General features: G+C 49.2%; 21 protein-coding genes. 10 read left to right on the top strand and 11 right to left on the bottom strand.

All coding sequences use genetic code 11. The features are described 5' to 3' along the window. Window positions 1-48: 48 nt before the first annotated feature. From JNC77_RS05615 to JNC77_RS05585, 7 genes are all read right to left on the bottom strand, one after another. Complete coding sequence (locus tag JNC77_RS05615) at window positions 49-684, bottom strand: ATP-dependent Clp protease proteolytic subunit (protein WP_374830206.1); 636 nt, start codon at window positions 682-684, stop codon at window positions 49-51. Between the two features lie 141 nt (window positions 685-825). Continuing rightward, window positions 826-2244 (bottom strand): GTPase HflX, encoded by a 1419-nt coding sequence (gene hflX, locus JNC77_RS05610; RefSeq protein ID WP_374830204.1) that lies wholly within the window; start codon window positions 2242-2244, stop codon window positions 826-828. Between the two features lie 151 nt (window positions 2245-2395). Continuing rightward, a complete protein-coding gene (gene hfq, locus JNC77_RS05605; RefSeq protein WP_374830202.1) occupies window positions 2396-2632 on the bottom strand; it encodes an RNA chaperone Hfq in 237 nt (78 codons plus the stop codon). A 275-nt stretch (window positions 2633-2907) separates the two neighbouring features. Next, window positions 2908-4284, bottom strand: a complete 1377-nt coding sequence (gene trkA, locus JNC77_RS05600; protein ID WP_374830200.1) for a Trk system potassium transporter TrkA — start codon at window positions 4282-4284, stop codon at window positions 2908-2910. A gap of 41 nt (window positions 4285-4325) precedes the next feature. Further along, window positions 4326-5687 carry a nitrogen assimilation response regulator NtrX gene (gene ntrX, locus JNC77_RS05595; protein WP_374830198.1) on the bottom strand — a complete coding sequence of 454 codons (1362 nt, stop codon included), beginning with the start codon at window positions 5685-5687 and terminating at the stop codon, window positions 4326-4328. A 1-nt stretch (window position 5688) separates the two neighbouring features. Next, window positions 5689-8031 (bottom strand): sensor histidine kinase NtrY-like, encoded by a 2343-nt coding sequence (locus tag JNC77_RS05590; protein ID WP_374830196.1) that lies wholly within the window; start codon window positions 8029-8031, stop codon window positions 5689-5691. A gap of 166 nt (window positions 8032-8197) precedes the next feature. Next, window positions 8198-8758 (bottom strand): hypothetical protein, encoded by a 561-nt coding sequence (locus JNC77_RS05585; protein ID WP_374830194.1) that lies wholly within the window; start codon window positions 8756-8758, stop codon window positions 8198-8200. A gap of 46 nt (window positions 8759-8804) precedes the next feature. On the opposite strand from JNC77_RS05585, the gene JNC77_RS05580 reads away from it, so the two are divergent. Beyond that, window positions 8805-9107 (top strand): hypothetical protein, encoded by a 303-nt coding sequence (locus JNC77_RS05580; protein ID WP_374830192.1) that lies wholly within the window; start codon window positions 8805-8807, stop codon window positions 9105-9107. Between the two features lie 38 nt (window positions 9108-9145). On the opposite strand, the gene hdaA is transcribed toward JNC77_RS05580, so the two are convergent. Then, window positions 9146-9898 (bottom strand): DnaA regulatory inactivator HdaA, encoded by a 753-nt coding sequence (gene hdaA, locus JNC77_RS05575; RefSeq protein ID WP_374830190.1) that lies wholly within the window; start codon window positions 9896-9898, stop codon window positions 9146-9148. 18 nt (window positions 9899-9916) lie between these two features. Beyond that, window positions 9917-11032 carry an AI-2E family transporter gene (locus JNC77_RS05570; RefSeq protein ID WP_374830537.1) on the bottom strand — a complete coding sequence of 372 codons (1116 nt, stop codon included), beginning with the start codon at window positions 11030-11032 and terminating at the stop codon, window positions 9917-9919. Between the two features lie 461 nt (window positions 11033-11493). On the opposite strand from JNC77_RS05570, the gene purM reads away from it, so the two are divergent. The 3 genes from purM (at window position 11494) to JNC77_RS05555 (ending at window position 13883) form a co-directional block, all read left to right on the top strand. After that, window positions 11494-12573 (top strand): phosphoribosylformylglycinamidine cyclo-ligase, encoded by a 1080-nt coding sequence (gene purM, locus JNC77_RS05565; RefSeq protein WP_374830188.1) that lies wholly within the window; start codon window positions 11494-11496, stop codon window positions 12571-12573. After that, window positions 12570-13190, top strand: coding sequence for a phosphoribosylglycinamide formyltransferase (purN, locus tag JNC77_RS05560; RefSeq protein WP_374830186.1), 621 nt, complete (start codon window positions 12570-12572; stop codon window positions 13188-13190). The genes purM and purN overlap by 4 nt, the downstream gene beginning before the upstream one ends. Window positions 13191-13352: 162 nt before the next feature. Further along, window positions 13353-13883, top strand: coding sequence for a DUF992 domain-containing protein (locus tag JNC77_RS05555; protein WP_374830184.1), 531 nt, complete (start codon window positions 13353-13355; stop codon window positions 13881-13883). A gap of 87 nt (window positions 13884-13970) precedes the next feature. Here JNC77_RS05555 and JNC77_RS05550 read toward each other — a convergent pair whose 3' ends face one another. Then, the gene (locus JNC77_RS05550; protein ID WP_374830182.1) at window positions 13971-16079 is read right to left on the bottom strand and encodes a molybdopterin-containing oxidoreductase family protein; all 2109 of its coding nucleotides are present in this window, start codon (window positions 16077-16079) and stop codon (window positions 13971-13973) included. Between the two features lie 141 nt (window positions 16080-16220). On the opposite strand from JNC77_RS05550, the gene JNC77_RS05545 reads away from it, so the two are divergent. From JNC77_RS05545 to JNC77_RS05530, 4 genes are all read left to right on the top strand, one after another. Continuing rightward, window positions 16221-17093 carry a 23S rRNA (adenine(2030)-N(6))-methyltransferase RlmJ gene (locus JNC77_RS05545; protein WP_374830180.1) on the top strand — a complete coding sequence of 291 codons (873 nt, stop codon included), beginning with the start codon at window positions 16221-16223 and terminating at the stop codon, window positions 17091-17093. A 115-nt stretch (window positions 17094-17208) separates the two neighbouring features. Beyond that, window positions 17209-17688 carry a phage portal protein gene (locus tag JNC77_RS05540; protein ID WP_374830178.1) on the top strand — a complete coding sequence of 160 codons (480 nt, stop codon included), beginning with the start codon at window positions 17209-17211 and terminating at the stop codon, window positions 17686-17688. Window positions 17689-17693: 5 nt separating this feature from the next. Next, entirely contained in the window at window positions 17694-18476 is a 783-nt protein-coding gene (locus JNC77_RS05535) for a ribonuclease T2 family protein (RefSeq protein ID WP_374830176.1), read from the top strand. A gap of 24 nt (window positions 18477-18500) precedes the next feature. Next, window positions 18501-19103, top strand: coding sequence for a glutathione S-transferase N-terminal domain-containing protein (locus JNC77_RS05530; protein WP_374830536.1), 603 nt, complete (start codon window positions 18501-18503; stop codon window positions 19101-19103). A gap of 209 nt (window positions 19104-19312) precedes the next feature. Here the strand turns inward: JNC77_RS05530 and JNC77_RS05525 are convergent, their stop codons facing one another. Continuing rightward, window positions 19313-19960 carry an outer membrane protein gene (locus JNC77_RS05525; protein WP_374830174.1) on the bottom strand — a complete coding sequence of 216 codons (648 nt, stop codon included), beginning with the start codon at window positions 19958-19960 and terminating at the stop codon, window positions 19313-19315. 391 nt (window positions 19961-20351) lie between these two features. On the opposite strand from JNC77_RS05525, the gene JNC77_RS05520 reads away from it, so the two are divergent. Then, the gene (locus tag JNC77_RS05520; RefSeq protein WP_374830172.1) at window positions 20352-21137 is read left to right on the top strand and encodes an SDR family oxidoreductase; all 786 of its coding nucleotides are present in this window, start codon (window positions 20352-20354) and stop codon (window positions 21135-21137) included. Next, a complete protein-coding gene (uvrC, locus tag JNC77_RS05515; RefSeq protein ID WP_374830170.1) occupies window positions 21134-23191 on the top strand; it encodes an excinuclease ABC subunit UvrC in 2058 nt (685 codons plus the stop codon). Before JNC77_RS05520 ends, uvrC begins: the two co-directional genes overlap by 4 nt. Window positions 23192-23228: the final 37 nt, after the last annotated feature.

Here is a 23228-nt window from a genome sequence, read left to right as displayed (position 1 = left end):
TTGTCACAAGCGCCCTCAGCTTACCATTTGGCCAAGGGCGCATGATTTTTAAGATGAAGGTGTTACTGATGACACTTCATCATGTGATTCAATCACACGGTCAATCAAACCAAATTCAAGCGCTTCCTGTGCGGTCATGAAATGATCGCGATCAAGGGTACGTTCAATGGTTTCATAGTCGCGGCCGGTATGCTTGACGTAGATTTCATTCAGGCGGCGCTTCATCTTGATGATATCTTGCGCATGGCGCTCGATATCGGATGCTTGGCCCTGAAAACCACCCGATGGCTGATGCACCATCACACGGGCATTTGGCAAAGCGTAACGCTTGCCGGTTGCGCCTGCGGTCAAAAGCAGCGAGCCCATCGAGCAAGCCTGCCCCATGCAAAGGGTGGAAACAGGTGAGTGAATATACTGCATAGTATCATAAATCGCCATGCCGGAGGTAACCACACCACCTGGCGAGTTAATGTACATGTTGATTTCTTTCTTCGGGTTTTCCGCTTCCAGAAACAACAGCTGCGCACAGATCAGCATCGACATGCCGTCTTCAACCGGGCCATTTACAAAAATAATACGCTCTTTGAGCAAGCGCGAGAAAATGTCATAAGCCCGTTCACCACGGTTTGTCTGTTCGACAACCATAGGTACGAGGTTCATGACGGTTTCTATCGGATCTCTCATAGTGGACCTCTGGGTCTGTTTGGGAAGAGCAGCGCGTGCTCGGACAGGATTCGTAATTATTCCATACATAGGGCGATGCAGCACTGTTTCGCAAGATGGTGCGACCAATGACTGTCAGCAATAACACTGAAAAGCCAATTTTTACTCATCATGCGGCTTACTGCCAAAGCGTTTTTCTTCCAGCATTTTAGCGGCAGAAGCAGTCATTTGCGCTCTGATGCGCACAGATCCATCTTCCAGATTCTCGCGTTTGATGTTGCTGGCGGACTGATAAATTCCGTCAAGCATCGACAATTCATCAACGCCGAATGTCATATCAACGCTCTTCAAATCACCATAAATACGCTTTTCTATGATCTTGAGCAGTTCCGGCACACCCTCGCCCGTATAGGCTGAAATCGCCACCGGTTTAGCTTCATCATTGCTTTCTGACGCAGCGCCGCTTCCCGCCAGCACCAGCGCTGCCTCATGCGCGGATGAATCCAGCAAATCGATCTTGTTCCAAACCTCAAACACACGCTTGCGATCATTGCGCTCCACACCAAGGCTGGCCAGAATGCTTTCCACATCCTCGGCCTGTGCGGCATTGTCAGGATCAGAAATATCGCGGATATGCAAAATCAAATCCGCTTCCAGCACTTCTTCCAGTGTGGCGCGGAAAGCGGCCACCAAATGGTGCGGAAGATTGGAAATAAATCCTACCGTATCGGACAAGATCACCATGCCGCCATGCGGCAACCGGATGCGGCGAAGCGTCGGGTCAAGGGTCGCAAACAGCATATCCTCGGCCAGTACACCAGCCCCGGTCATGCGGTTAAACAAGGTGGACTTGCCCGCATTGGTATAACCAACCAATGCGACAATCGGATGCGGAACTTTGCGGCGCTTTTGACGGTGCAAGGTGCGGGTACGCACCACTGTTTCCAACTCGCGCTTGATACGCAGAATTTTCTCTTGCAACTGGCGTCTGTCGGCCTCAATCTGCGTTTCACCCGGACCACCCAGAAAGCCGCTACCACCACGCTGACGCTCAAGGTGGGTCCAGCTACGAACAAGCCGCCCTTTTTGGTAGTTGAGATGAGCAAGTTCGACCTGCAACACACCTTCTTTGGTTTGCGCGCGGCGACCGAAAATTTCCAAAATAAGACCGGTACGGTCAATCACCTTGACCTTCCACTCGCGCTCCAGATTGCGTTGCTGCACAGGTGTTAAAGCGTGATCGACAATCACCAGCTCAATTTCCTGCTCTTCAATCGCTTCAGCAATGGTTTCTACGCGCCCGGTGCCCAGCAAAGTAGCCGGGCGCGGCTGCGAAACATTGACCACTTCAGCCAAAATAATTTCCAGATCAATGGCGCGAGCCAAGCCGCAAGCCTCTTCCAGCCGCGCTTCACTGGATCGCTGAAAGCGAACAGGCTCCGCGTCATCACTATCATTTCGTGTATATTTTTCAGGCAAGACTGGAACAAGGACTGCCGCACGGGTGGGCGCTTTGTCCTCGTGGTCATATCCGTTCTGATTGTCAGATGCCTGTTGTTTGCGGTCTTTTATCTTACCCAAACTTGTTTCCTTATAAAGCTATTCAAAGCGCTAAAAACACAAAAAGCCGGATGCGATAACAGCACCGATCTTTCGGCTGCTCGCTCCGGCTTCCTTGAATTTGCTAAAACCACCTGCATTCATGCTTCAGCAGGCTGGATTAAACAAAAAATCAGGCTTCTTCACCTTCAAACATTTGCACAGGTGCACTTGGCATAATGGTCGAAATAGCATGTTTATAGACAAGCTGCGAATGACCGTCACGGCGCAAGAGTACGCAAAAATTATCAAATGAGGTAACAATGCCGGTGAGCTTAACGCCATTGATCAAAAATATTGTCAGGGAAATCTTCTGCTTACGAACTGAGTTCAGAAAGAGATCCTGAAGATTTTGCGATCGTTCTACCATTTTTCTTATTCCTTTTTCTCGATCAACAACCAAATCACGGTCAGCTTGCCTGCTACATCCAAAATGCAACAGTGAATAATTTTATCTGTTGCTTATTAAAAGCAACAGTGGAGCTTTTTATGGGAAGCTCCACACCAAACTTGCACTGCCTGAGTTAACAGGATGGCAGATTTTCCGCAATCTCAAAAACGAGATTTTTAATAAAGCTGTTACTTCATGGGGCGCTATCACAGCAATTTTATCAACACCTTCAACTTTGGCCTGATCAATTCGGATCAGAAGAACTCCAGACTGACACGGAACATCTGCTCCACTTGTTTTACAACATCCTGTGTCGCAAATAAGACGACGCGGTCACGCGGGCGAATGCGCACATCTCCAGTCGGCTGAATCACTTGACCGCCACGATAAATCGCCCCGATACGCAAACCTTCCGGTAGATCAAGATCACGCAACATCGGCCCTACCAGCGACGATGTCTCCATTGCTTCCGCTTCAATCACCTCAGCCATACCGTGATGGACACTATAAACCGCGCGGATACGGCCACGGCGCACATGCTGCAACACTTTGGAAATGGTCACATTTTTCGGGTTGATATGCGCGTCAATCCCAACCGTATGGGTAAATTCCTGATAGGCAGGATCATTAATCAGCACAAGATTATGCTTGCACCCTAGCCGCTTCGCCATAATGCTCGACAAAATATTGACCTGATCCTGATTGGTGAGAGCCACAATCAGATCCGCATCTTGCACTTCTGCTTCCAGCAGCACTTCCTGATCCAGCGCACTACCGTGAAAAACGGTTGTACGCTTCAACTGGTCAGAAATTTCCAGCGCACGCTCATGGTTACTTTCAATGATTTTAATGCGCGTATGCGCATGATGCGCCTCCATCGCACGCGCCACATAAAGTCCGATATTACCGCCACCGGCGATAATAATACGATTGGCATCCGGCTTGTCATGGCCAAAAATTGAAAGCGTGCGACGTACCTGCTCGCGTGGTGTAATGACATAAGCCAGATCACCGGCCTGCAATTCATCAGACGAATGCGGCGTAAAGAGACTTTCTTTACGCACCACACCAACAACCGTTGCCGACAAATCCGGAAACAGATCGCTCAACTGATTGAGCGGCGTATTGATAACCGGACATTCTTCCTGACATTCAATCGCCAATCCGATAATTTTTTCGTCGGCAAAGCGCAAAACATCGGTAGCTCCGGGCAAAGCAATACGGCGCAGCAGCACCTCGCTTACTTCCATTTCCGGTGAAATCGTCACATCAATAGGCAAATTTTCACGCAGAAACAAATCTGAATATTCTGCATTCAGATAGGTTTGCGCACGAATACGGGCAATTTTGGTCGGCACATTGAAAACCGAATGCGCCACCTGACAGGCCACCATATTGACCTCGTCAGATAGCGTCACTGCGATGATCATATCCGCTTCATTGGCACCTGCTGCCGCCAAAACATCTGGATGGGAGCCATGTCCGACAAAGCTTCGCACATCCAGTGTGTCGCGCACGATCTGAATGTGCTTTACCGATGTATCAATCACCGAGACATCGTTTTTCTCAGCCGCCAGCCGCTCAGCGATCCCGTATCCGACTTGCCCTGCACCACAGATGATCACGCGCATGAAAGCACCATTGCTGTTTTAATTCGCCATGGAAACGTCAATTACACACCAAGCGACTTCAATTTGCGGTGAAGAGCCGAACGCTCCATCCCTACAAACTCAGCTGTGCGTGAAATATTGCCGCCGAAACGGTTAATCTGCGCAATCAGATATTCTTTTTCAAACCTTTCACGTGCTTCACGCAATGGCAGTGCCATAATGTGCTGGTCGGATTCGGTCGGTGCGCGCGGCAATGTATCACCGATATCTGCCGGCAACAGGTCTGCGGTAATCGGTTCGTCCGGATCATCGCCACGCGCCAAAATCATCAAACGTTCGATATTATTGCGCAATTGGCGCACATTGCCCGGCCAGCTATGCGCCTGCAAAACAGCCATCGCATCGCTGCCGATCGGACGCGGTTTGATACCGGCCTGTTCACCGATCTGCTTCATGAAAAATTCAACCATCATCGGAATATCTTCACGGCGCGCCGACAAAGGCGGCACCTGCACCGGCACCACCGACAGGCGATGATAAAGATCTTCGCGGAAACGCCCTTCAGCAATCATTGCTTCCAGATTCTGTGCTGTCGATGAAATGATGCGTACATCCACTTTCACACGCTTGGTACCACCAACGCGCTCAAACTGCTGATCAACCAGTACGCGCAGAATTTTATTCTGTGTTTCGCGCGGCATATCAGCGATTTCATCCAAATAGAGAATGCCACCATGCGCCTCTTCAAGCGCCCCGACCTTACGCTCGCCACCATCCATTTCAGTACCGAAAAGCTCGATTTCCATGCGTTCAGGTGTGATCATTGCAGCGTTCAGTGTTACAAAAGGTCCATTCGCGCGGCTCGAACTGGCGTGAATGGCACGTGCTGTCAGTTCTTTACCAGCACCCGACGCTCCGGTAATCATGATACGGCTATTGGTTGGCGCCACGCGTTCGATGGTTTGGCGCAAATGGCTCATGGCCAGTGAATTGCCGAGCAGCTCCAGATTATCACCGCTACGCTTGCGCAAATCCGACACTTCGCGCTTGAGCTTGGAAGTTTCCAGCGCACGCTCTGCAATCAAAATCAAACGATCCGCTTTGAACGGTTTTTCGATAAAATCATAAGCGCCACGGCGGATAGCCGATACAGCTGTTTCAATATTACCGTGACCGGAGATCATCACCACAGGCAAATCCGGATGCAGTTTCTTGATCTCATCGAGCAGAGCCAGACCATCGAGGCGACTGCCCTGCAACCAGATATCCAGAAATATCAAACGCGGCACACGATCATTGATTGCAGCCAATGCACTGTCAGCATCATAAGCTGTACGCGTTTCATGACCTTCGTCGCTTAAAATACCGGCAACCAGCTCACGAATATCCGCTTCATCATCAACTACCAGAATTTCATCTGCCATATTAGTTCACCTGTTCAGCTTCTGACTGTTCTGTTACGGCCACAGCTTCACGCAAGCTTTCGCTTACGGGAAAAACCATTCTGATCAACGCACCGCGGCCCTGATAAAAATCTTCCGGTGCATCATGCAATTCCATATGCCCGCCATGATCTTCCACGATTTTGCGCACAATGGCCAAGCCAAGACCTGTGCCTTTTTCACGGGTTGTCATGTAAGGTTCGAGCAGTTTTTGGCGATCATCGCCCGGCAGGCCTTTGCCGTTATCGGTCACTTCAACGATCAGTTGAGCGTCATCCTTATAAGAGCGCACAAGAATGTGCCCCTGATAATTTTCATCACGCGCCACCGCATCAATCGCTTCACTGGCATTCTTGATAATATTACCAAATGCTTGTGCTAATAAGCGGTTATCAAAAGACCCGACCAGTTTTTCGGCGCCGAAATCATTGGTAAACTTGATGTCGTGACGGCTGACTTCAATAAGGAATGATGCTTCACGCAGAGGATCGCGCAAATCAAGTTCACGCATTTCCGGCTTCGGCATACGAGCAAAATCGGAGAATTCATTGACCATGCGGCCAATATCTCCCACCTGACGCACAATGGTTTCGATACACTGATCGAACACTTCGCGGTCTTCGGTAATTACTTTGCCATAGCGACGGCGAATACGCTCAGCCGAAAGCTGGATCGGGGTTAGCGGATTTTTGATCTCATGCGCGATACGGCGTGCCACATCTGCCCATGCGCTTGAGCGCTGCGCCTGCACCAAATCAGTAATATCATCCACCGTCACCACATAAGAATGATCGTCGAAACTCGCATCTTCCACTGTGATCTGCACATTATAACTGCGGGCTGAACCGGATCGGGTAATTGTCACCTGCTCACGATGCACTGCCCGGCCGGTAGAACGGGCGATTTCAAAAGCCTGGCCGATTTCCGGCGCCAGACCGGTGAGGCTTTTGCCGATTGAATCTTGAGCGCATACTTTAAACATATGTTCGGCGGATGGATTGATAATGGTAATCACACCCTCCGGATCAATACCGATAACCCCTGCCGTCACACCGGACAGCACGGCTTCCGAGAAGCGACGCCGTTCATCAATCTGATCTTTAGCAGATAAAAGCTGATTGCGCTGACTTTTAAGCTCAGCAACCATATTATTAAAAGTACCAGCCAGTGCGCCAACATCGCCATCGGTTGCGCGTACCGGAACAGAGGCCTCCAAATTACCAGCGGCCACATCTTCAGCTGCACCAATCAGCAAACGGATCGGACGGACCAGACGGTCAGCCACGGCAATCCCTGTCCAGATTGCCGAGAGCAACACAATCAGCGTCAAGCCAAAATAAAGCAACGCGAAAGCAATTTGGGTGGCAAGACGGTTGGAATCCATTGCGCTATAACGCTCGGCATTGGCTTCCATCAGACGCATCGCATCAATGATTTCGCCGTCGACCGCGCGGATTGTATAAAGATAAGCATCCGGAATGGCGCTCATCTTAATAATAGCACCGACGAAATGACTGCTGCCAGGTGGAATAATCACGGGCTTTCCGTCAGTCGCAGTCTGTAAAGCATCCTGAGGTGCTGGTGGCAATGAGTGTTCACCACCCAGATCCGTTTGCAAAATAACACTGCCGTCTTCACGCACCAAATATGCGCCCAAAAGACCACGTCCGCGTGCCTGCAATGACATCAAGCGAATAAAACCGGAGCGGTCGAGGCTATAAAGTGTGCGCTGTGCATCCAGATCCTGCAACATCGAGTAGGACGTGCCCTGCAAATTGCGCGCAGTTTCGGTAATATAGGACTTTGCCAGACTGTTGGATGAATTCACAATCTCACGGGTATTGGTGTCGAACCAGCGATCAAGCCCCAGATTGAGCGTGACTGCCGCCACAATTGCCACCGCAATTGCCGGAACGGCCGCAATCAAAGAAAACAGCGCCACAATGCGCACATGCAAACGTGAAGCAGCCCGTCCATGACGGCGCGCCTGAATAATGCGATAAATCTCGCGCCAAATCAGACCAATCAGACATGAAATCAATGCAACATTAATAATTGTCAGCGTTAATGTAACGACGCGGTCAGGATTGATCGGCGTGATACCAATTAAAATTGCAAAGGAAATGGTAGCTGCTACCAAAGCTGCAACAACAGTAACAAGCCCCGGCAGCGCCAGCAAACGGCGAGGCTCGACATGATCATTGCCTTTGAGGGCAGAATCTTGAGCTGGGGGCGAAATTTCGTTCATCTCGAAAATTGTTCCGATCAGATTCGTTACTGTCATTGTGCTTATGTTAGACGAATGAGTTGCATTCATGCAACGCATTGTGGCGAAAATGCAACTGCATATTTAGACTAATAAAAAATATCACCAAATTTGCCGGCAAAAGCAGAAGAAGATTTCCGCACTTCTTTCGTCACTAAGCCTTAAAGAGAAAGTAACCAAATCCCAATGAAAGACATTTAGTCTGGGTGCCATGATTCGACTGTTTTCAGTCTTTGAAAGAGATTATCGGTAAAGAGAAAGCAGGTTTTCTCATGGCAACGGCAAAACGCAAACCGCGCACAGCGTCACGTTCGACAAAACGCGCCCCGGCAAGAAAGAGCGGCAGCTCTCCTGTCACATCTGTTCTGACGCTTGGTGCGATTGTTGCAGTCGGCGCCGTCAGCCTATGGGCGGCTTCACAACATAAAAGTCCGCAAGCGGCTATTTCCAGCTTGTTTAACAGTAGCTCAACGCCAAGCCGTACAAGCGCACCGACGACAAAATCGGCAAGCCTTCCAGACAAAAAAACATCTCCCTCCCAGCCTGCACACACAATCAATCCGAATAAAGAGCCAGCCACCCGTGCAACGGCAACGGCACCTGTGCCGCGACCGGAAATTGGCCTCTCGCCAACGAAGCCCGCCGCTGTGGCACAAGCGCCGAAGCCACCGGCTCGTCCGCAAAATACAGCCAATGCCGTGCCGGTTGCAAAACCCAACCAAATGGTCGCAGTCGTGACACCGCCTTCTGCGGCGACAAAAAACCTGCCGCCACGTGGAGTTAACAAACCTGATTCCACCCCGACAATGGTTTATGCCAGGCAAAAGCTGACTGTGCATAAAACGGCCTGGGATAAGTCACCTTCCATGGGCGAGGTTGAAAAAGGGCGTGAACTACGCTCTTACGGCCAAACCGGCAAATGGCACCGTGTTGTTGTGCCAGCCACTGACATGATCGGCTGGGTACATCAGGACATGTTGGTGATTGTTAAAAAGAGTGGCCACCAGAGCGCACAAGCATCTGCCCCGATCACAACGGGATCAATCAAGGCAGAAGCATCTGCCAAGCCCCTGCCCTTTGCTGACAAAACAACAAACGCACATCCGGTGCCACAGCGCAGTGTCGGCTCCAGATAACATGATAAACATCAGGCACTCGATGGAGTGCCTGATGTTTATGCTTTATTTGGTCGTGATGTGCTGTCTTCTTCTTTGTCACCACTATAGACAATATCGGCCAATGCTGGACTATTGAGAAGCTGTGCCGCCAAAGTGCGGGTAATACGGCTTTTTTGCTCTAATGCAACGCGATCCAATTGATCAACAACTGTGATCGCAGCATTCAGCGAGCGCTCAATCCGGCTGACCAGATAGCTTACCACATGCGGCTCGACCTCGACCTGTCGGTCGGCAAAGAGTTTGTGAATCACATAGGTTAACAGCATATCATCGGGTGCAGCGATCTCGACAACCGTTGCCGCCTTCAACCGCGATGCCAGATCAGGCAATTTCACGCCCCATGAGGCAGGCCACAGGCGCGATGTCATCAACAAGGAAGGCCCCGGTCCCTGCGCTGCATGTTGGCGTACCGAATTAATCAGATGAAACAAACCGGTTTCATCCAATGTTACATCGCCGATATCTTCGATCAGCATTGGCTGGATACTGGCTCGCTCGTGAATATCGGCTGTAATATTGGAAGGATCAACCAATAAAGCGCCGGTTTTTGCCTGCCAAACCTGCGCCATATGTGTTTTGCCGGAGCCGGTGGGGCCTGCCAAAATAACCACAGGCGCCACCCAATCCGGCCAGCGATCAACCAAATCCACGGCAGCACGGTTCGAGCCCGCGACAATCAGATTGTCGCGCTCATAACCAGGCTGATGTTTCAATTCGAACGGCAATTGCCGTGGTCGCGCCTCACTCATGTTAAATGCCGGTTGTCCTTAATTCTTAGCAGTCGTTACATCCGATTCTGTACCTGCCTGCTGTTCGATAAGCGAAGCATCATACATTGGCGAATGGAGATAGCTGTTCAAAGCAAATCGCACAAGCACACCTACCGCAGCAGCAGCAGGCACTGCAACCAGCATTCCGGTAAAGCCAAATAATGAACCAAAAGCAAATAATGCAAACATCAGCCAAACCGGGTGCAAGCCCACGGAGGAACCAACCAATTTAGGCTGCAAAATATTACCTTCGATAAACTGACCGACAATGAACACACTAGCCACAACCGTGACCATGACCCAATCCGGCCAGAATTGTACCAGCGCCACACCGATAGCAAGAGCCAGACCTACAAATGAGCCAATATAAGGAATAAAGCTGATAAAACCGGCAAAAAGACCAATAAGCAGGCCAAAATTGAGACCGGTGAGCGTCAAACCGACAGCATAATATGTGCCAAGGATCAAGCATAAGGTACCCTGGCCACGGATAAATCCGGCCACCGCATCATTCATTTCACGCGCAATTCCGCGCACAGTTTCCAGATGTGCACGCGGTATCCATGAATCAATACTGTCGATCATACGATCCCAATCAAGCAACATGTAAAAAGCAACCACCGGAGTGACCACAAAAAGCCCGGCAATATCGATCAGAGATTTCCCCGAATTCCACAGGGATTGAAGCAATGTGGATAAGAATCCGGCGCCCTGACGCAGCAAAGTGCTCAGGTTTTCCTTGATAACGGAGCTGTCGATGCCAAGGTAATTTTGCAGCCAAGCCGAATCTTCATTGGCAACCAATGATTGCAGCTGCGTGACATAAAGCGGAAAGCGCGAAATAAACTCCGTCAACTGCGTCGCCAAAATTGGCACCATGATCATCAGTGCAAGCACCAACACAACTAAAAACAGCAACAAGATTACAATCGTCGCCATCAGGCGCGACATGCCGAAGCTTTCCAGCCTGTCTGCAACAGGATCCAGAAAGTAAGCGAGCGCCATTCCTGCCACAAATGGCAGCAAGATTGAGCTGAACATCAACAGGAACAGCACAAACACAACAACTGTGCCGATCCAGAAGGTCAGCTGCTTGCGCATCATGCCTGCCATTTCTGCTGGTGGCAGATCTTTCAATGGCTCAGCACTTCTTCTGGTTGCTCTTGCTGTTTTGCGAACCGGCTTCTTTGTGGTGGTCTCTACTGCTTTGCTCATTGAAATCCGTTCATCGTGCTGGGCAAGCCGTGTTAATACTAAAAAATGCGATCAAACTTCTTTTTAAAAGGCGCATCAATTATTGAGCCATACTATATATTCTTTTTGAAAGTTGCATGTGTAATCATGCAGCCAGATGTGCATATATGTATCATAATTTATTTTAATTGCCTTCCGTATAGATTTAAATACGCTTTTCTGGCTTTGCGACCATCATGGCACTTGCAGGAAAACTCATCTCGTGGCATTTGCCCCAACAGAAATCCTTAATTTCGTATCAGACACCGTCCACGCGCCATTGGTTAATAACCAGCCAGACGGCCCAGTGTGCGGCAACGAACCTGTTTCAGGAGCACCCCATGACAGCGACAAACAAGCCAACAGCTCAAAATGGACTGACATATGCTCAGGCGGGCGTTGATATTGATGCCGGCAATCTGATGGTTGAAAAAATCAAGCCATTGGTTCGTTCCACCCGTCGCCCAGGTGCTGACGGTGAAATCGGTGGCTTTGGCGGTTTGTTTGATCTCAAAGCTGCCGGTTTTAAAGATCCGGTTCTGATTGCTGCCAATGATGGCGTGGGCACCAAATTGAAAATCGCTATTGATGCAGATCAGCACGATACAGTCGGCATTGATCTGGTGGCTATGTGCGTCAATGATCTTGTGGTTCAGGGCGGCGAGCCGCTTTTCTTCCTCGACTATTTTGCCACCGGCAAACTAGAGCCTGAACAGGGTGTTGCCATAGTTGCCGGTATTGCTGAAGGCTGCCGTCAGGCAGGTGCAGCCCTTATCGGTGGTGAAACCGCCGAAATGCCGGGCATGTATAAAGACGGCGATTATGATCTGGCCGGTTTTGCGGTTGGCGCGGCTGAACGCAACAATCTGTTGCCGCGCGGTGACATTGCCGAAGGCGATGTTATTTTAGGTCTGGCGTCATCAGGCGTTCATTCCAATGGTTTCTCGCTGGTGCGCCGCATTGTTGAGCTCTCCGGTCTTGGCTGGAAAGATGAAGCACCGTTTAAAGCCGGTGAAACTTTGGGTCAGGCACTGCTTACTCCTACCCGCATTTATGTGAAATCCTTGCTGGAAGCCATTCACTCTTCCGACGGTATCAAAGCATTGGCACATATCACTGGTGGTGGTTTCCCTGATAATATTCCGCGCGTTCTGCCGGAAGGTCTGGCTGCCGAAGTTGATCTCACCAGCATTGATGTCCCTGCAGTCTTCTCGTGGCTTGCCAAGGTTGGCGGCGTTGAAATGCATGAAATGTTGCGCACCTTCAACTGCGGCATCGGCATGATTGTTGTTGTCACACCAGAAAAAGCAGACGAAGTGACAAAGATTCTGGAACAGCAAGGTGAAAAAGTCGCCACGCTTGGCCGCATGGTCAAACGTGAAGCTGAAGGCGTCGTTTACAAAGGTAAACTGGCATTATGATCAAGAAGCGCGTTGCCATTTTTATTTCCGGTGGCGGCTCCAATATGGAAACGCTGATTAAAGCTGCCAGCGCGCCTGATTATCCTGCCGAAATTGTCGCAGTTTTCAGCGACAAGCCACATGCTGGCGGCATTGCCAAAGCGCAAGCCGCCGGTATTGCAACTTATGTGTTTGCCCGCAAAGACTTTGCCAGCAAACAAGAACATGAACAGGCAATTTTAGAGCAATTGGCTGCTCTTGAGCCTGATATCATCTGCCTTGCCGGTTATATGCGTTTGCTTTCGGCTGATTTTATCAAACCCTATACTGGCCGTATTCTCAACATCCATCCGTCAATCCTGCCGCTTTTTGCAGGCCTTGATACACATCAGCGCGCGATCAATGCCGGCATGAAACTGGCTGGCTGCACAGTGCATCTGGTGACCGAAGGCATGGATGAAGGACCAATTCTGGCGCAAGCTGCCGTGCCTGTTTATCATGATGATGATAAAGACTCACTTGGGAGCCGCGTTTTGACGGTTGAGCATCAGATCTACCCGCTCGCGTTGAAGAGCTTTATCAATGGTACATTTACTTCCGTTACTGATGCAAAAAAGCAACAAATACTCTGTATTTGAGCAATTTAAATGTTAATAAAGTCTTAATCTGCAAATTGTTGCCTTAAAGATATGTGACTTAAAGATATTGCCTCCAAAGCGAGTTTTGGCTGTTGTTGATAATAGACAAAGCCACAAAGCCTAAGAGCAGTTTTTATGTAACATGATTTTAAGGATCGCTTTATGTCCTCCCAAAACAAAACTTCACTTATTGCCGCTGCTGTCGCTGTTTCTGGCCTGACCTTTGCAATGGGTGCAGTTGCTCAGGCGGCTGACTATGTACAGCCTGCACGCAGTGCAACCACACAACCTTACTCACAGGTCGGCATGCTGACTTGCGATATTGCACCTGGTATTGGTGTTATCATTGGCAGCCGTCAGGAACTGGAATGCACATTCAAGCCAGCAGCTCGCGGTGCGGCAGTTGAGCAATATTCCGGCCAGATCACCAAAATCGGTCTCGACATCGGCTTTACCAATGGCGGTCAGTTGGCTTGGGCTGTTTGGGCTCCGACCGTTCGCCCTGAAGGCGCATTGAAGGGTTCATATGTTGGTGCATCCGCTAATGCAGCTATCGGCATTGGTGCAGGCACGAACATCCTGACCGGTGGTTCATGGAAGACCATTTCCCTGCAGCCAATTTCCCTTCAGGGGCAAAAAGGCTTGAACCTTGCAGTTGGCGTAACCAACTTCCGTCTGAAATATAACGGTTAATAAGCTATTACTCCGACAAGCAGTATTTAAAAAACCTCCGGTGATAGCTCACCGGAGGTTTTTTTATGCAACTGCTTCTTTAAGTAATCAGGCGCATTTTCTGATCCAAACTTTGGTGTCATGAAAAGCAGCACCGCCATAAGGTGCGGCAGCATCAGCTCCGGTCAGTGTGTTGATGCCCTCGCCGCGTTCAAATGCCGAGTTTGGAAACAAACCTTCAGAAATAACAACACCGCGCTTTTGTCCTGAACGCAAAGTCGCATGCAGCACGACCTCACCACGCATATTACCAATTTCTACCCGCTCACCATTTTCAATGCCAAGATCTGCGGCATCATCCGGATGGATCAGCAATTGCGGGCGAACTTCTTTGGCCAAAGATGATGGTGTTTCAGTAAATGTCGAATTGAGGAAATTATGCGATGGCGATGTGGCCAGCCGATAAGGATGCGCTTTATCTGCCACCTCAATCACCTCCCAATGATCCGGCCACTCCGGTAAATCCTGATATGGCCCCTGAATCCCCATGTTTTCAGGCGGTCGATTGGGCGCTGCATTGTGCAGCCAAGTTGGCTTGAAGCGGAATTTACCATCCGGCCATTTGAAGCCATTGATATAATGGGCATCCTCAAAAGGCGGCTGCAAATCTACAAAACGCTTTTCCTTTAAACCATCAAAATCAGGAAATGCGCTTTTGGCATTCATATTATTGATCAATGTTTGCTCATCGAGATTGAAACCCGGCAAGTGCCCCACGCCCAAACGATCGGCCAATTGATTGATAACATAGAGATTTGGCTTTGCCTCATCCAGTGGATCGATCAGTTTTGGCCCCAGCAATAAATACTGATTACCGCCACCGCGATAAATATCATCATGCTCCAAAAATGTGGTTGCGGGTAAAACAACATCGGCCATTTTTGCAGTATCGGTCATGAACTGTTCATGTACCACCGTGAATAAGTCTTCACGCGCAAAGCCTTGACGTACCAAACGCTGTTCCGGCGTTACATTCATCGGATTTGTGTTTTGAATAAGCATGGCTGTTACAGGCACACCGCCATAAAGTGCCTCTTTGTCGCCGGTTAAAATCCGCCCGATTTTTGACTGATCCATTGATCGGATAGAGGTATCTTTAAAGATTTTGCCTTCAATTTCAGCCTTATCCAGTTTGAAAATGCCCGAGTTTGAATGAAAAGCGCCGCCGCCTTCATGTGCCCAGGCACCCGTAACCGCAGCAATTGACAGTGCCGCATGCATGGCAACAGAGCCATTACGCTGGCGGGTAAAGCCATAGCCTAACCGGAAGAAGGTCTTTTTTGTTTTACCGACAAGATGGGCAAAAGCCTCAATTTCTTCAACCGATAGGCCAGTGATTTGCGCTGCCCATTCCGGCGTTTTAGATGCCAAATGCTGCTGTAAACCTTTCGGGTCATCGGTGTATTTTACCAGATAGTTCCAATCGGCAAGCTTATCGCGAAATAAAACATGCATCACCGCACAGGCAAAAGCACCGTCCGTGCCGGGCTTCAGCACAATGCCCATATCGGCTTGGCGCACAGTGGCATTGGCATAAATATCAATAACCACAATTTTAGCACCACGCTCTTTACGCGCGCGTGTCGCATGGGTCATCACATTAACCTGCGTGGCGGCGGCATTGGTGCCCCAGATCACCACGCAATCAGATTTGGCCATTTCACGCGGGTCTGGCCCTGTCAGACTACCGGTTCCGGCAAAATAGCCCGTCCACGCCAGATTGGTGCAGAAACTATCAAATTGATTTGAATATTTTTTGGCATGGCGCAAACGATTGATCGAATCGCGCTGCACCTGCCCCATGGTGCCGGCGTAATAATATGGCCAGACAGTTTCGCTGCCATATTGCTCTTCCGCTTTGATGAACCGCTCGGCGATCAAGTCAAGCGCTGCATCCCATGATGCTTCTTTCCATGCGCCTTCGCCTTTGGCACCGGCTCGAATCAATGGCTTTTTCAAACGATCCGGATGATGCACACGCTCGGCATAACGCGCCACCTTGGCGCAGATAACACCAGCCGTATAAGTATTTTCTTTCGATCCCCGAATGCGGCCAATCGTTTTATTGTCCAAGAGCTCCACATCAAGCGCACATGTTGACGGACAATCATGCGGGCATGCGGAATGTGCAATTTGCGTAACTAACGGACGTGCCATGAGCGGTATCAGTCTCTAAAACCGGAAAAGATCAAGACCTATCACAAAAAACGAAGGAACAAGACATTTATTTGCACTGAAGTGTGTCATTGAGCAACTCGCCTCTTGCCGAAAATCTTATCCCGTGGAACAAGCACTTTCATGAATTATCGTCACGCTTATCACGCTGGAAATTTTGCCGATGTAGTCAAACACATCATCCTGACGCGCATCCTTGAATATATGAAATTAAAGGACGCTGCTTTTCGGGTGATAGACACCCATGCAGGTATCGGCCTCTATGATCTAATGGGGCCGGAAGCCGCCAAGACGATTGAGTGGAAATCCGGCATTTTCCGCCTGATGGAAGCTGTCGACAATAATGAGATTGATGCGGAAACAAGTACGCTGATTGCGCCGTTTATCAATGCAGTCAAAGCAGAAAATACCACATCGGACATCCGTTATTATCCAGGCTCGCCATTGCTGACCCGTCATTTGCTGCGCAAACAAGACCGTTTATCAGCGCTGGAACTGCACCCGAATGATGTAAAAACATTGGCCAAACTTTTTGACGGCGATTATCAGGTTCGCGTCACCCATCTGGATGGCTGGCTTGCGATGGGCGCCCATCTGCCGCCAAAGGAAAAACGCGGCGTGGTATTGGTTGATCCGCCGTTTGAGATTGGTGGTGAGTTTGATCGCCTTGTCATCAATCTGGCCAAAGCACACAAGAAGTTTTCAAGTGGCACATATGCGCTTTGGTATCCGGTTAAAGATCACCGTGAAGTGAAGAAATTCCATCAAGCGCTTTATGACACAGGCATCCAAAAAATCATGGCGGTTGAATTATCGATTCGCTCGCCATCGCCTGAACCGCGTCTTGACGGCACTGGAATGATCATCGTTAATCCGCCTTATGTGCTGGAAATGGAACTAAAACTCATTTTACCGATGCTGGTAAAACTTTTGTGTGAGGATAAAGGTGCCGGTTACCGGTTAAACTGGATACGCAAAGAAGGTGACGGCGCTTGATCATTTTGATAAGCTGCCGCAAAATGAACTGATAACGGGTTTTCAGGCCCGCTCCTTATAAAGTCAGACAGGTTAAGTGAATGCTTACCTGCAACATTTGAAAACAGGATTGCACATGTCAGGCATGCAACTTAGTGTTACGAAATTCACACGCACCGCTTCGGCTGCTGTTGCGACGCTTTTCCTCGGGCTTTCCGCCATGCCAGCGCAGGCAGCTGACTACTTTGCCACCTCTCCGGCCGTAAATACAGACGCATCTGTCTGTTCACAGCAAAGCGTGCTGAAGCGCGTTGTTTCCGGCTTCGCTTATCAGGTCAAACATGTACCTGATATGCCAATGACAGCAATTTCCTCAATGGGCGACATTCGCCTCAAAAGATTTGAAGCAAAAGTCAATCCATCGCAGGTCGCACGCACTTATTGCGATGCAACGGCGGTGATGACTGATGGTCAGCAGCGTAAAGTTTGGTATCTGATTGAAGAGCGACAAGGTTTTGTTACCCTCGGTTCCAATGTCGAGTTCTGCGTTGATGGCTATGACAAATGGTATGTCTATAATGCCTCATGCAGCGTCCTGAAAGCACGCGGACTTTAATCCTCATGTTTAGCCGCTTCAAGCAGGTCAAATCCTGCCCATGGCATCTCAAGACCGCTCTTCAAAGCGGTCTTTTGCTTATCGGTACAGCAGTGTTCAGCAGCACGGTTGCACAGGCACAAGAGCCCGTATTAAAGCCGGACTGGTCACTGGTGCGCCCGAAGGCGCAAAATGACAACCACCGTTTGCCCGCGCCATCAAGCCAACAAGGCTTTGATTTCTATGTGCTTTCCCTGTCATGGTCGCCAAGCTTTTGCACGCTTGACGGCAGAGGCAATGATAGCGACCAATGCAACATCAATCGGCGTGATGGTTTTTTGGTACATGGTCTATGGCCACAAAATGAAACAGGCTATCCGCAAAATTGCGCAATTGGCGGTAATGCCAAACAGCGTAATTATGTGCCGCGTCAGATTGCCAATGAACTGAAAGACATTATGCCTTCTGCCGGCCTGATCCGCCATCAATGGCGCAAGCATGGTACTTGCTCCGGCTTGAACCAGCAGGATTATTTTTCAACTTTGCGTCAGGCATTTGATAAAATTGTCATTCCGCCCAGTTTAAAAAATCTGAGCTCAACGCGCCGTGTCGATCCGTCATTGATCGAGAAAGCTTTTATCGCGGCAAACCCTGCGATGAAGGAAAATGGTATCTCCGTCACCTGTAAGAAAAATTACTTACAGGAAGTGCGTATCTGCATGACGAAAGATCTGCAATTACGCCCCTGTGCAGCGGTGGATCGTGCTGCATGCCGAAGCCGGTCTGTCACGTTACCGGCCACACGCTAAACGAAAAAGAAAAGGTATATGGCCTTGATTCAAATCCTTTATTCCCCCACCTCGCCCTATAGTGCAAAAGTGCGCATGGCGGCGAAGCATGCCGGTTTGGAATTTGAAAGCGTCATCGTTAATACATCCGTTGCACCGGAAAATCTGATCTCAGCCAATCCTTTAGGAAAAATTCCGGTTCTAATTACGCAAGAAGGCCAATCGGTTTTTGATAGCCGCTGCATCACCCAATATATCAACCGCGTCACCGGTTCAAAACTGTTTCCGCGGCAAAGCGACAAACGTCTGGATGCTGAAAAACTGGAAGCTTTGGCAGACGGTCTTTGCGATGTGCTGATTACACAAATCTATGAGCGCCGCTTCAGGCCTGAAGAAAAAGTTCATCTTCCCTGGCTTGAAAAGCAGTGGGAAAAAACCGAGCGCGTCCTCGCAATGCTTAATGAAGCGCCGCCACTCATCGGCAAGCGCATTCATGGCGGACATATCGCGCTTGCGGCTGCTTTAAGCTATCTGGCATTACGCTTTGAAGGTCGCTGGGAGAAAAAATACCCGAAACTCAAACGTTGGCAAAAACGTTTTAACGATTTGCATCCGACATTGGCCGAGTTTTTACCCCGCGCTGTGTAATTTTTAAAGCTAGAGCGTGTCGCACTTAATCGTATCCACTGTGCTCGCTCTAGCGTTTTGCTTTTACGCGTGTCTTTATCCCAAAACCGGTGCCCACTTTTGGGAGACATGCTCTAGCTTATAATAAACGGGCTTTTTAGTATCTGGCCTCAATAAAAAAACCGGACAGTTGCCTGCCCGGTTTTTCTCTAATCCTGATTTTTCAAGAATTAGAACTTGTAAGCAATACCAAGACGGACATCATGTGTCTGCAGCTTGGATTTAACATTGCCTGAGTCCAGAGCGTAAGTCTTGTTGCCGAAGTCGCTGTAGCGGTATTCTACACGACCCAGAACATTTTCAGTCAGCTTGGCTTCAAGACCACCACCGGCGGTCCAACCAGCACGGAATTTGCTCTTACTGCTATCACCATCGCTCAGTTTGATCTGCGCACCGGCAACACCAGCGGTTACATATGGCATAACAACACCCATATCTACACCAAGACGCGCACGGAGCGAGCCGTCAAAGCCCTGCTTGGCTTCAATGCCATTTTTGGTCTTCTTAGCCCATGAATAGCCTGCATCACCTTCAACACCGTATACGATGTTGTCCTGCTGGAAGTTCCAGCCTGCGAATGCACCCATTTTGAACTTGTCGGACTTGATGTTGCCTACAGTCGAATCATTGGTTTTGAACTTGTTCCAGCCATAACCGAGGTGCAAACCGGTGTAACCGCCAGCCCAACCATATTGAGGAGCAACTTCAACTGGTGCAGGAACAGGTGGCTGTTCCATGATAGCATCAGCAGCAAGTGCCGGAGCAGCGATTGGGAGTGCAATAACAGAAGCAATAAGAATTGATTTAAGAGTGCGCATGGCATTCTCCTTGGTAATAAATAAACTCGTTGACGAGCCCGATATCGAAAGATCTTCTCTTGGGAAAATGTCCGACCAAACCGACATGTGCTCGCTGTCACAAACGTAACATTGTTTTTAAATAAGGCGCCTTGCGCCCCGTTTGGTGACGGAAAACTGACAAAAACATGGCTAAAATGTGATGTGTTATTTTAGCAACAAAGAAATTACGGACACCTTTGTAAGTCATCGAAAACAAAACTATATAGAGTCTAGCAAAACTTTGCTGAAAACAACTGAATTCATTGAATATTTTTAACCACAATAGCGCTATAGACCCAATTTGTGCTAGGTAAATATTTGATTAATATCGCCGAATTGACCGCCAAGAAAATGTAAGGGTTTATTTACCGTGTTATCCAGATTTTTTGACCATGATAACAATAAACCACCAGTTTTGGTGACCGGAGCCGCACGCCGCATCGGAAAAGCCATTATTGAAGACATGGCAGCGCACAATTTTCCGGTCATTATTCACTGTAATGATTCTGTCGATGACGCTGAACTGCTTAAAAATGAAACATTGGCACGAGGCGGTCGAGCCGCCATTGTTCAGGCTGATCTCACCAGGATGTCAGATGTTCAGGGCTTGATAGAAAAAGCTGCGAAGCCTTTCGGTGCTGTCGGTATTCTTGTCAATAATGCGTCTCATTTTGAAAATGATCAGATTGGCCATCTTGATGAAGAGCTATGGGATCGCCATTTTATGGTGCATGTGAAGGCACCGGTATTTTTGGCTGAAACCATGGCTGCGATTTTACCTGCCGATCAGTGCGGCATGATTGTCAATATAATCGACCAACGTGTATTGAAACTTAATCCGCAATTTTACTCTTACACATTGTCCAAATCCGCTTTATGGACAGCAACGCGCACGCTTGCACAAAGCCTGAGCCCACGCATTCGTGTCAACGCCGTTTCACCGGGGCCTACTCTACCAAGCGAACGACAAGACCCGCAGGATTTTGAACAACAAGTGGAGCATATTTTATTAAAACGCGCACCGGATTTGTGTGAATTCGGAAAAGCGATCAGAACTTTATGGGATTTGAAATCCGTGACGGGTCAGATGATTTGCCTTGATGGCGGCCAGCACCTCGCATGGGAAACTCCCGATATTGCAGGCATTAATGAATGAAAAATTCTTTCCAAGATCTGCCCCCACAGGATTTGGATGAACGCGACGACAACTCGCCGGCAACTGCGGCTGATCCTGTCACAACCGCTGCCATTGATGCGATCGTTTGGGCTTCTGCTTTACAAGAAAATGACGGCATTGCCGCCGGTTTGACCGGTGCGGATATCATCAGCGAATTTGTCAAAAGACTACCCAATGATCCGGGTGTCTATCGCATGTTCAATAAAGACGGCGATGTACTTTATGTTGGCAAAGCACGAAATTTAAAAAAACGCGTTGTCAATTATACCCGCCCGACCGGTCATACCAACCGCATTGCACGGATGATTCATGAAACCGTGACGATGGAATTTGTTGTCACCCGCACTGAAACAGAGGCGCTTCTTTTAGAAGCCAACCTGATCAAACGTTTGCGCCCGCGCTATAATGTGCTGATGCGGGATGATAAATCATTCCCTTATATTATGATTTCCAACAATCATCGTGCACCCGGCATTTTTAAACACCGTGGCGCACGTTCCAAAGACGGCAATTATTTTGGCCCCTTTGCCTCGGCTACCGCAGTGACACGTACAATCAATGCGATGCAGCGCGCCTTTTTGCTGCGCACCTGCACTGATTCTTTTTTGGAAAACCGCAGCCGTCCGTGCCTGCTTCATCAAATCAAGCGCTGTGCAGGCCCTTGCACCCGTGAAATTTCCGATGATGATTATCAGGAGCTGGTGCGCGAAGCCAAGTCATTCTTATCGGGCAAAAGTCAGGCTGTAAAAAAACATCTCTCCGAAGCTATGCAAAAAGCCTCCGAAGAGCTCGACTTCGAACATGCCGCTGTTTATCGTGACCGTCTGGCAGCGCTTTCACATGTGCAATCCCATCAAGGCATCAATCCGCAAACGGTAGAAGAAGCCGATGTCTTTGCCATTCATCAGGCTGGCGGCATGACCTGTATTCAGGTGTTTTTCTTCCGTACCGGCCAGAATTGGGGCAACCGGAGCTATTTTCCCAAAGCTGATATATCTTTATCTTCAGCAGAAGTGCTTGGGGCTTTTCTCTCGCAGTTTTATGCCGACAAGCCTTGCCCAAAACTCATTTTGCTTTCGGAAGAAGTGGAAGAACAAGCATTGATCGAAGAGGCTCTCTCGGCCAGTTCCGGCCACAGGGTCTATATCAATGTGCCCCAGCGTGGCGAAAAGAAAGATATGGTTGACCATGCCTTCACCAATGCGCGTGATGCTTTAGGGCGCCGTTTAGCAGAAACCTCTTCACAAGCACGCTTGCTGAAAGCACTTGCCGAAACATTCGAGCTACCCAATGTGCCGCGCCGTATCGAAGTTTATGACAATTCCCACATCATGGGTACCAATGCAGTGGGCGGCATGATTGTTGCGGGGCCTGAAGGTTTTGTAAAAAACCAATATCGCAAATTTAATATCCGCTCGACCGACATCACACCGGGCGATGACTTCGGCATGATGCGCGAGGTGGTCGAGCGTCGTTTCAGCAGGCTGGTGAAAGAACATGGGTTGCGCGATGCAAAAGAAGATGTTGCGACCAATTCCTCCGAAGAAGAATTACTTGAAAGTGTAACGGACAGTTTTCCGGCATGGCCTGATTTAATCCTGATTGATGGTGGTCAGGGCCAAGTCGGCGCTGTGCGGCAAATATTGCAACAAATAGGCATTGCCGATCAGGTCACTGCCATTGGTATTGCCAAGGGTGTTGACCGCGATGCCGGGCGTGAAAGATTCTTTGTTGAGGGCAAACCCGATTTCACTCTGCCGCCTCGCGATCCTGTGCTTTACTTCATTCAACGCATGCGCGATGAAGCGCACCGTTTCGCGATCGGTACCCATCGTACCAAACGCAAGAATGCTTTTGTAAAAAATCCGCTCGATGAAATCGCCGGAATTGGCCCCGCACGAAAACGTGCCTTGCTTCATCACTTCGGAACTGCCAAAGCTGTAGCGGGCGCTGCTCTTTCTGATCTGATGCAGATTGACGGCATCTCCGAATCGATGGCGAAACAGATTTATGATCACTTTAGAAATGAATAAGGTGCGGCATTTTAGAATGTAGACCTATCGGTTCTTT

It is taken from the genome of Paenochrobactrum pullorum, assembly GCF_041929845.1.
Classification (GTDB): Bacteria; Pseudomonadota; Alphaproteobacteria; order Rhizobiales; family Rhizobiaceae; genus Paenochrobactrum; species Paenochrobactrum pullorum.
The sequence above is the reverse complement of the archived record's forward strand: the minus strand, read 5'-3'. Positions and strand labels throughout refer to the sequence as shown.

What these genes read in the sequence shown, in the direction of transcription:
- JNC77_RS05615 (WP_374830206.1), bottom strand. Translation starts at nt 684, where the DNA reads ATGAGAGATCCGATAGAAACCGTCATGAACCTCGTACCTATGGTTGTC.
- hfq (WP_374830202.1), bottom strand. Translation starts at nt 2,632, where the DNA reads ATGGTAGAACGATCGCAAAATCTTCAGGATCTCTTTCTGAACTCAGTT.
- trkA (WP_374830200.1), bottom strand. Translation starts at nt 4,284, where the DNA reads ATGCGCGTGATCATCTGTGGTGCAGGGCAAGTCGGATACGGGATCGCT.
- ntrX (WP_374830198.1), bottom strand. Translation starts at nt 5,687, where the DNA reads ATGGCAGATGAAATTCTGGTAGTTGATGATGAAGCGGATATTCGTGAG.
- JNC77_RS05590 (WP_374830196.1), bottom strand. Translation starts at nt 8,031, where the DNA reads ATGCGTTGCATGAATGCAACTCATTCGTCTAACATAAGCACAATGACA.
- hdaA (WP_374830190.1), bottom strand. Translation starts at nt 9,898, where the DNA reads ATGAGTGAGGCGCGACCACGGCAATTGCCGTTCGAATTGAAACATCAG.
- JNC77_RS05570 (WP_374830537.1), bottom strand. Translation starts at nt 11,032, where the DNA reads ATGGCAGGCATGATGCGCAAGCAGCTGACCTTCTGGATCGGCACAGTT.
- purM (WP_374830188.1), top strand. Translation starts at nt 11,494, where the DNA reads ATGACAGCGACAAACAAGCCAACAGCTCAAAATGGACTGACATATGCT.
- purN (WP_374830186.1), top strand. Translation starts at nt 12,570, where the DNA reads ATGATCAAGAAGCGCGTTGCCATTTTTATTTCCGGTGGCGGCTCCAAT.
- JNC77_RS05555 (WP_374830184.1), top strand. Translation starts at nt 13,353, where the DNA reads ATGTCCTCCCAAAACAAAACTTCACTTATTGCCGCTGCTGTCGCTGTT.
- JNC77_RS05550 (WP_374830182.1), bottom strand. Translation starts at nt 16,079, where the DNA reads ATGGCACGTCCGTTAGTTACGCAAATTGCACATTCCGCATGCCCGCAT.
- JNC77_RS05545 (WP_374830180.1), top strand. Translation starts at nt 16,221, where the DNA reads ATGAATTATCGTCACGCTTATCACGCTGGAAATTTTGCCGATGTAGTC.
- JNC77_RS05540 (WP_374830178.1), top strand. Translation starts at nt 17,209, where the DNA reads ATGTCAGGCATGCAACTTAGTGTTACGAAATTCACACGCACCGCTTCG.
- JNC77_RS05535 (WP_374830176.1), top strand. Translation starts at nt 17,694, where the DNA reads ATGTTTAGCCGCTTCAAGCAGGTCAAATCCTGCCCATGGCATCTCAAG.
- JNC77_RS05525 (WP_374830174.1), bottom strand. Translation starts at nt 19,960, where the DNA reads ATGCGCACTCTTAAATCAATTCTTATTGCTTCTGTTATTGCACTCCCA.
- uvrC (WP_374830170.1), top strand. Translation starts at nt 21,134, where the DNA reads ATGAAAAATTCTTTCCAAGATCTGCCCCCACAGGATTTGGATGAACGC.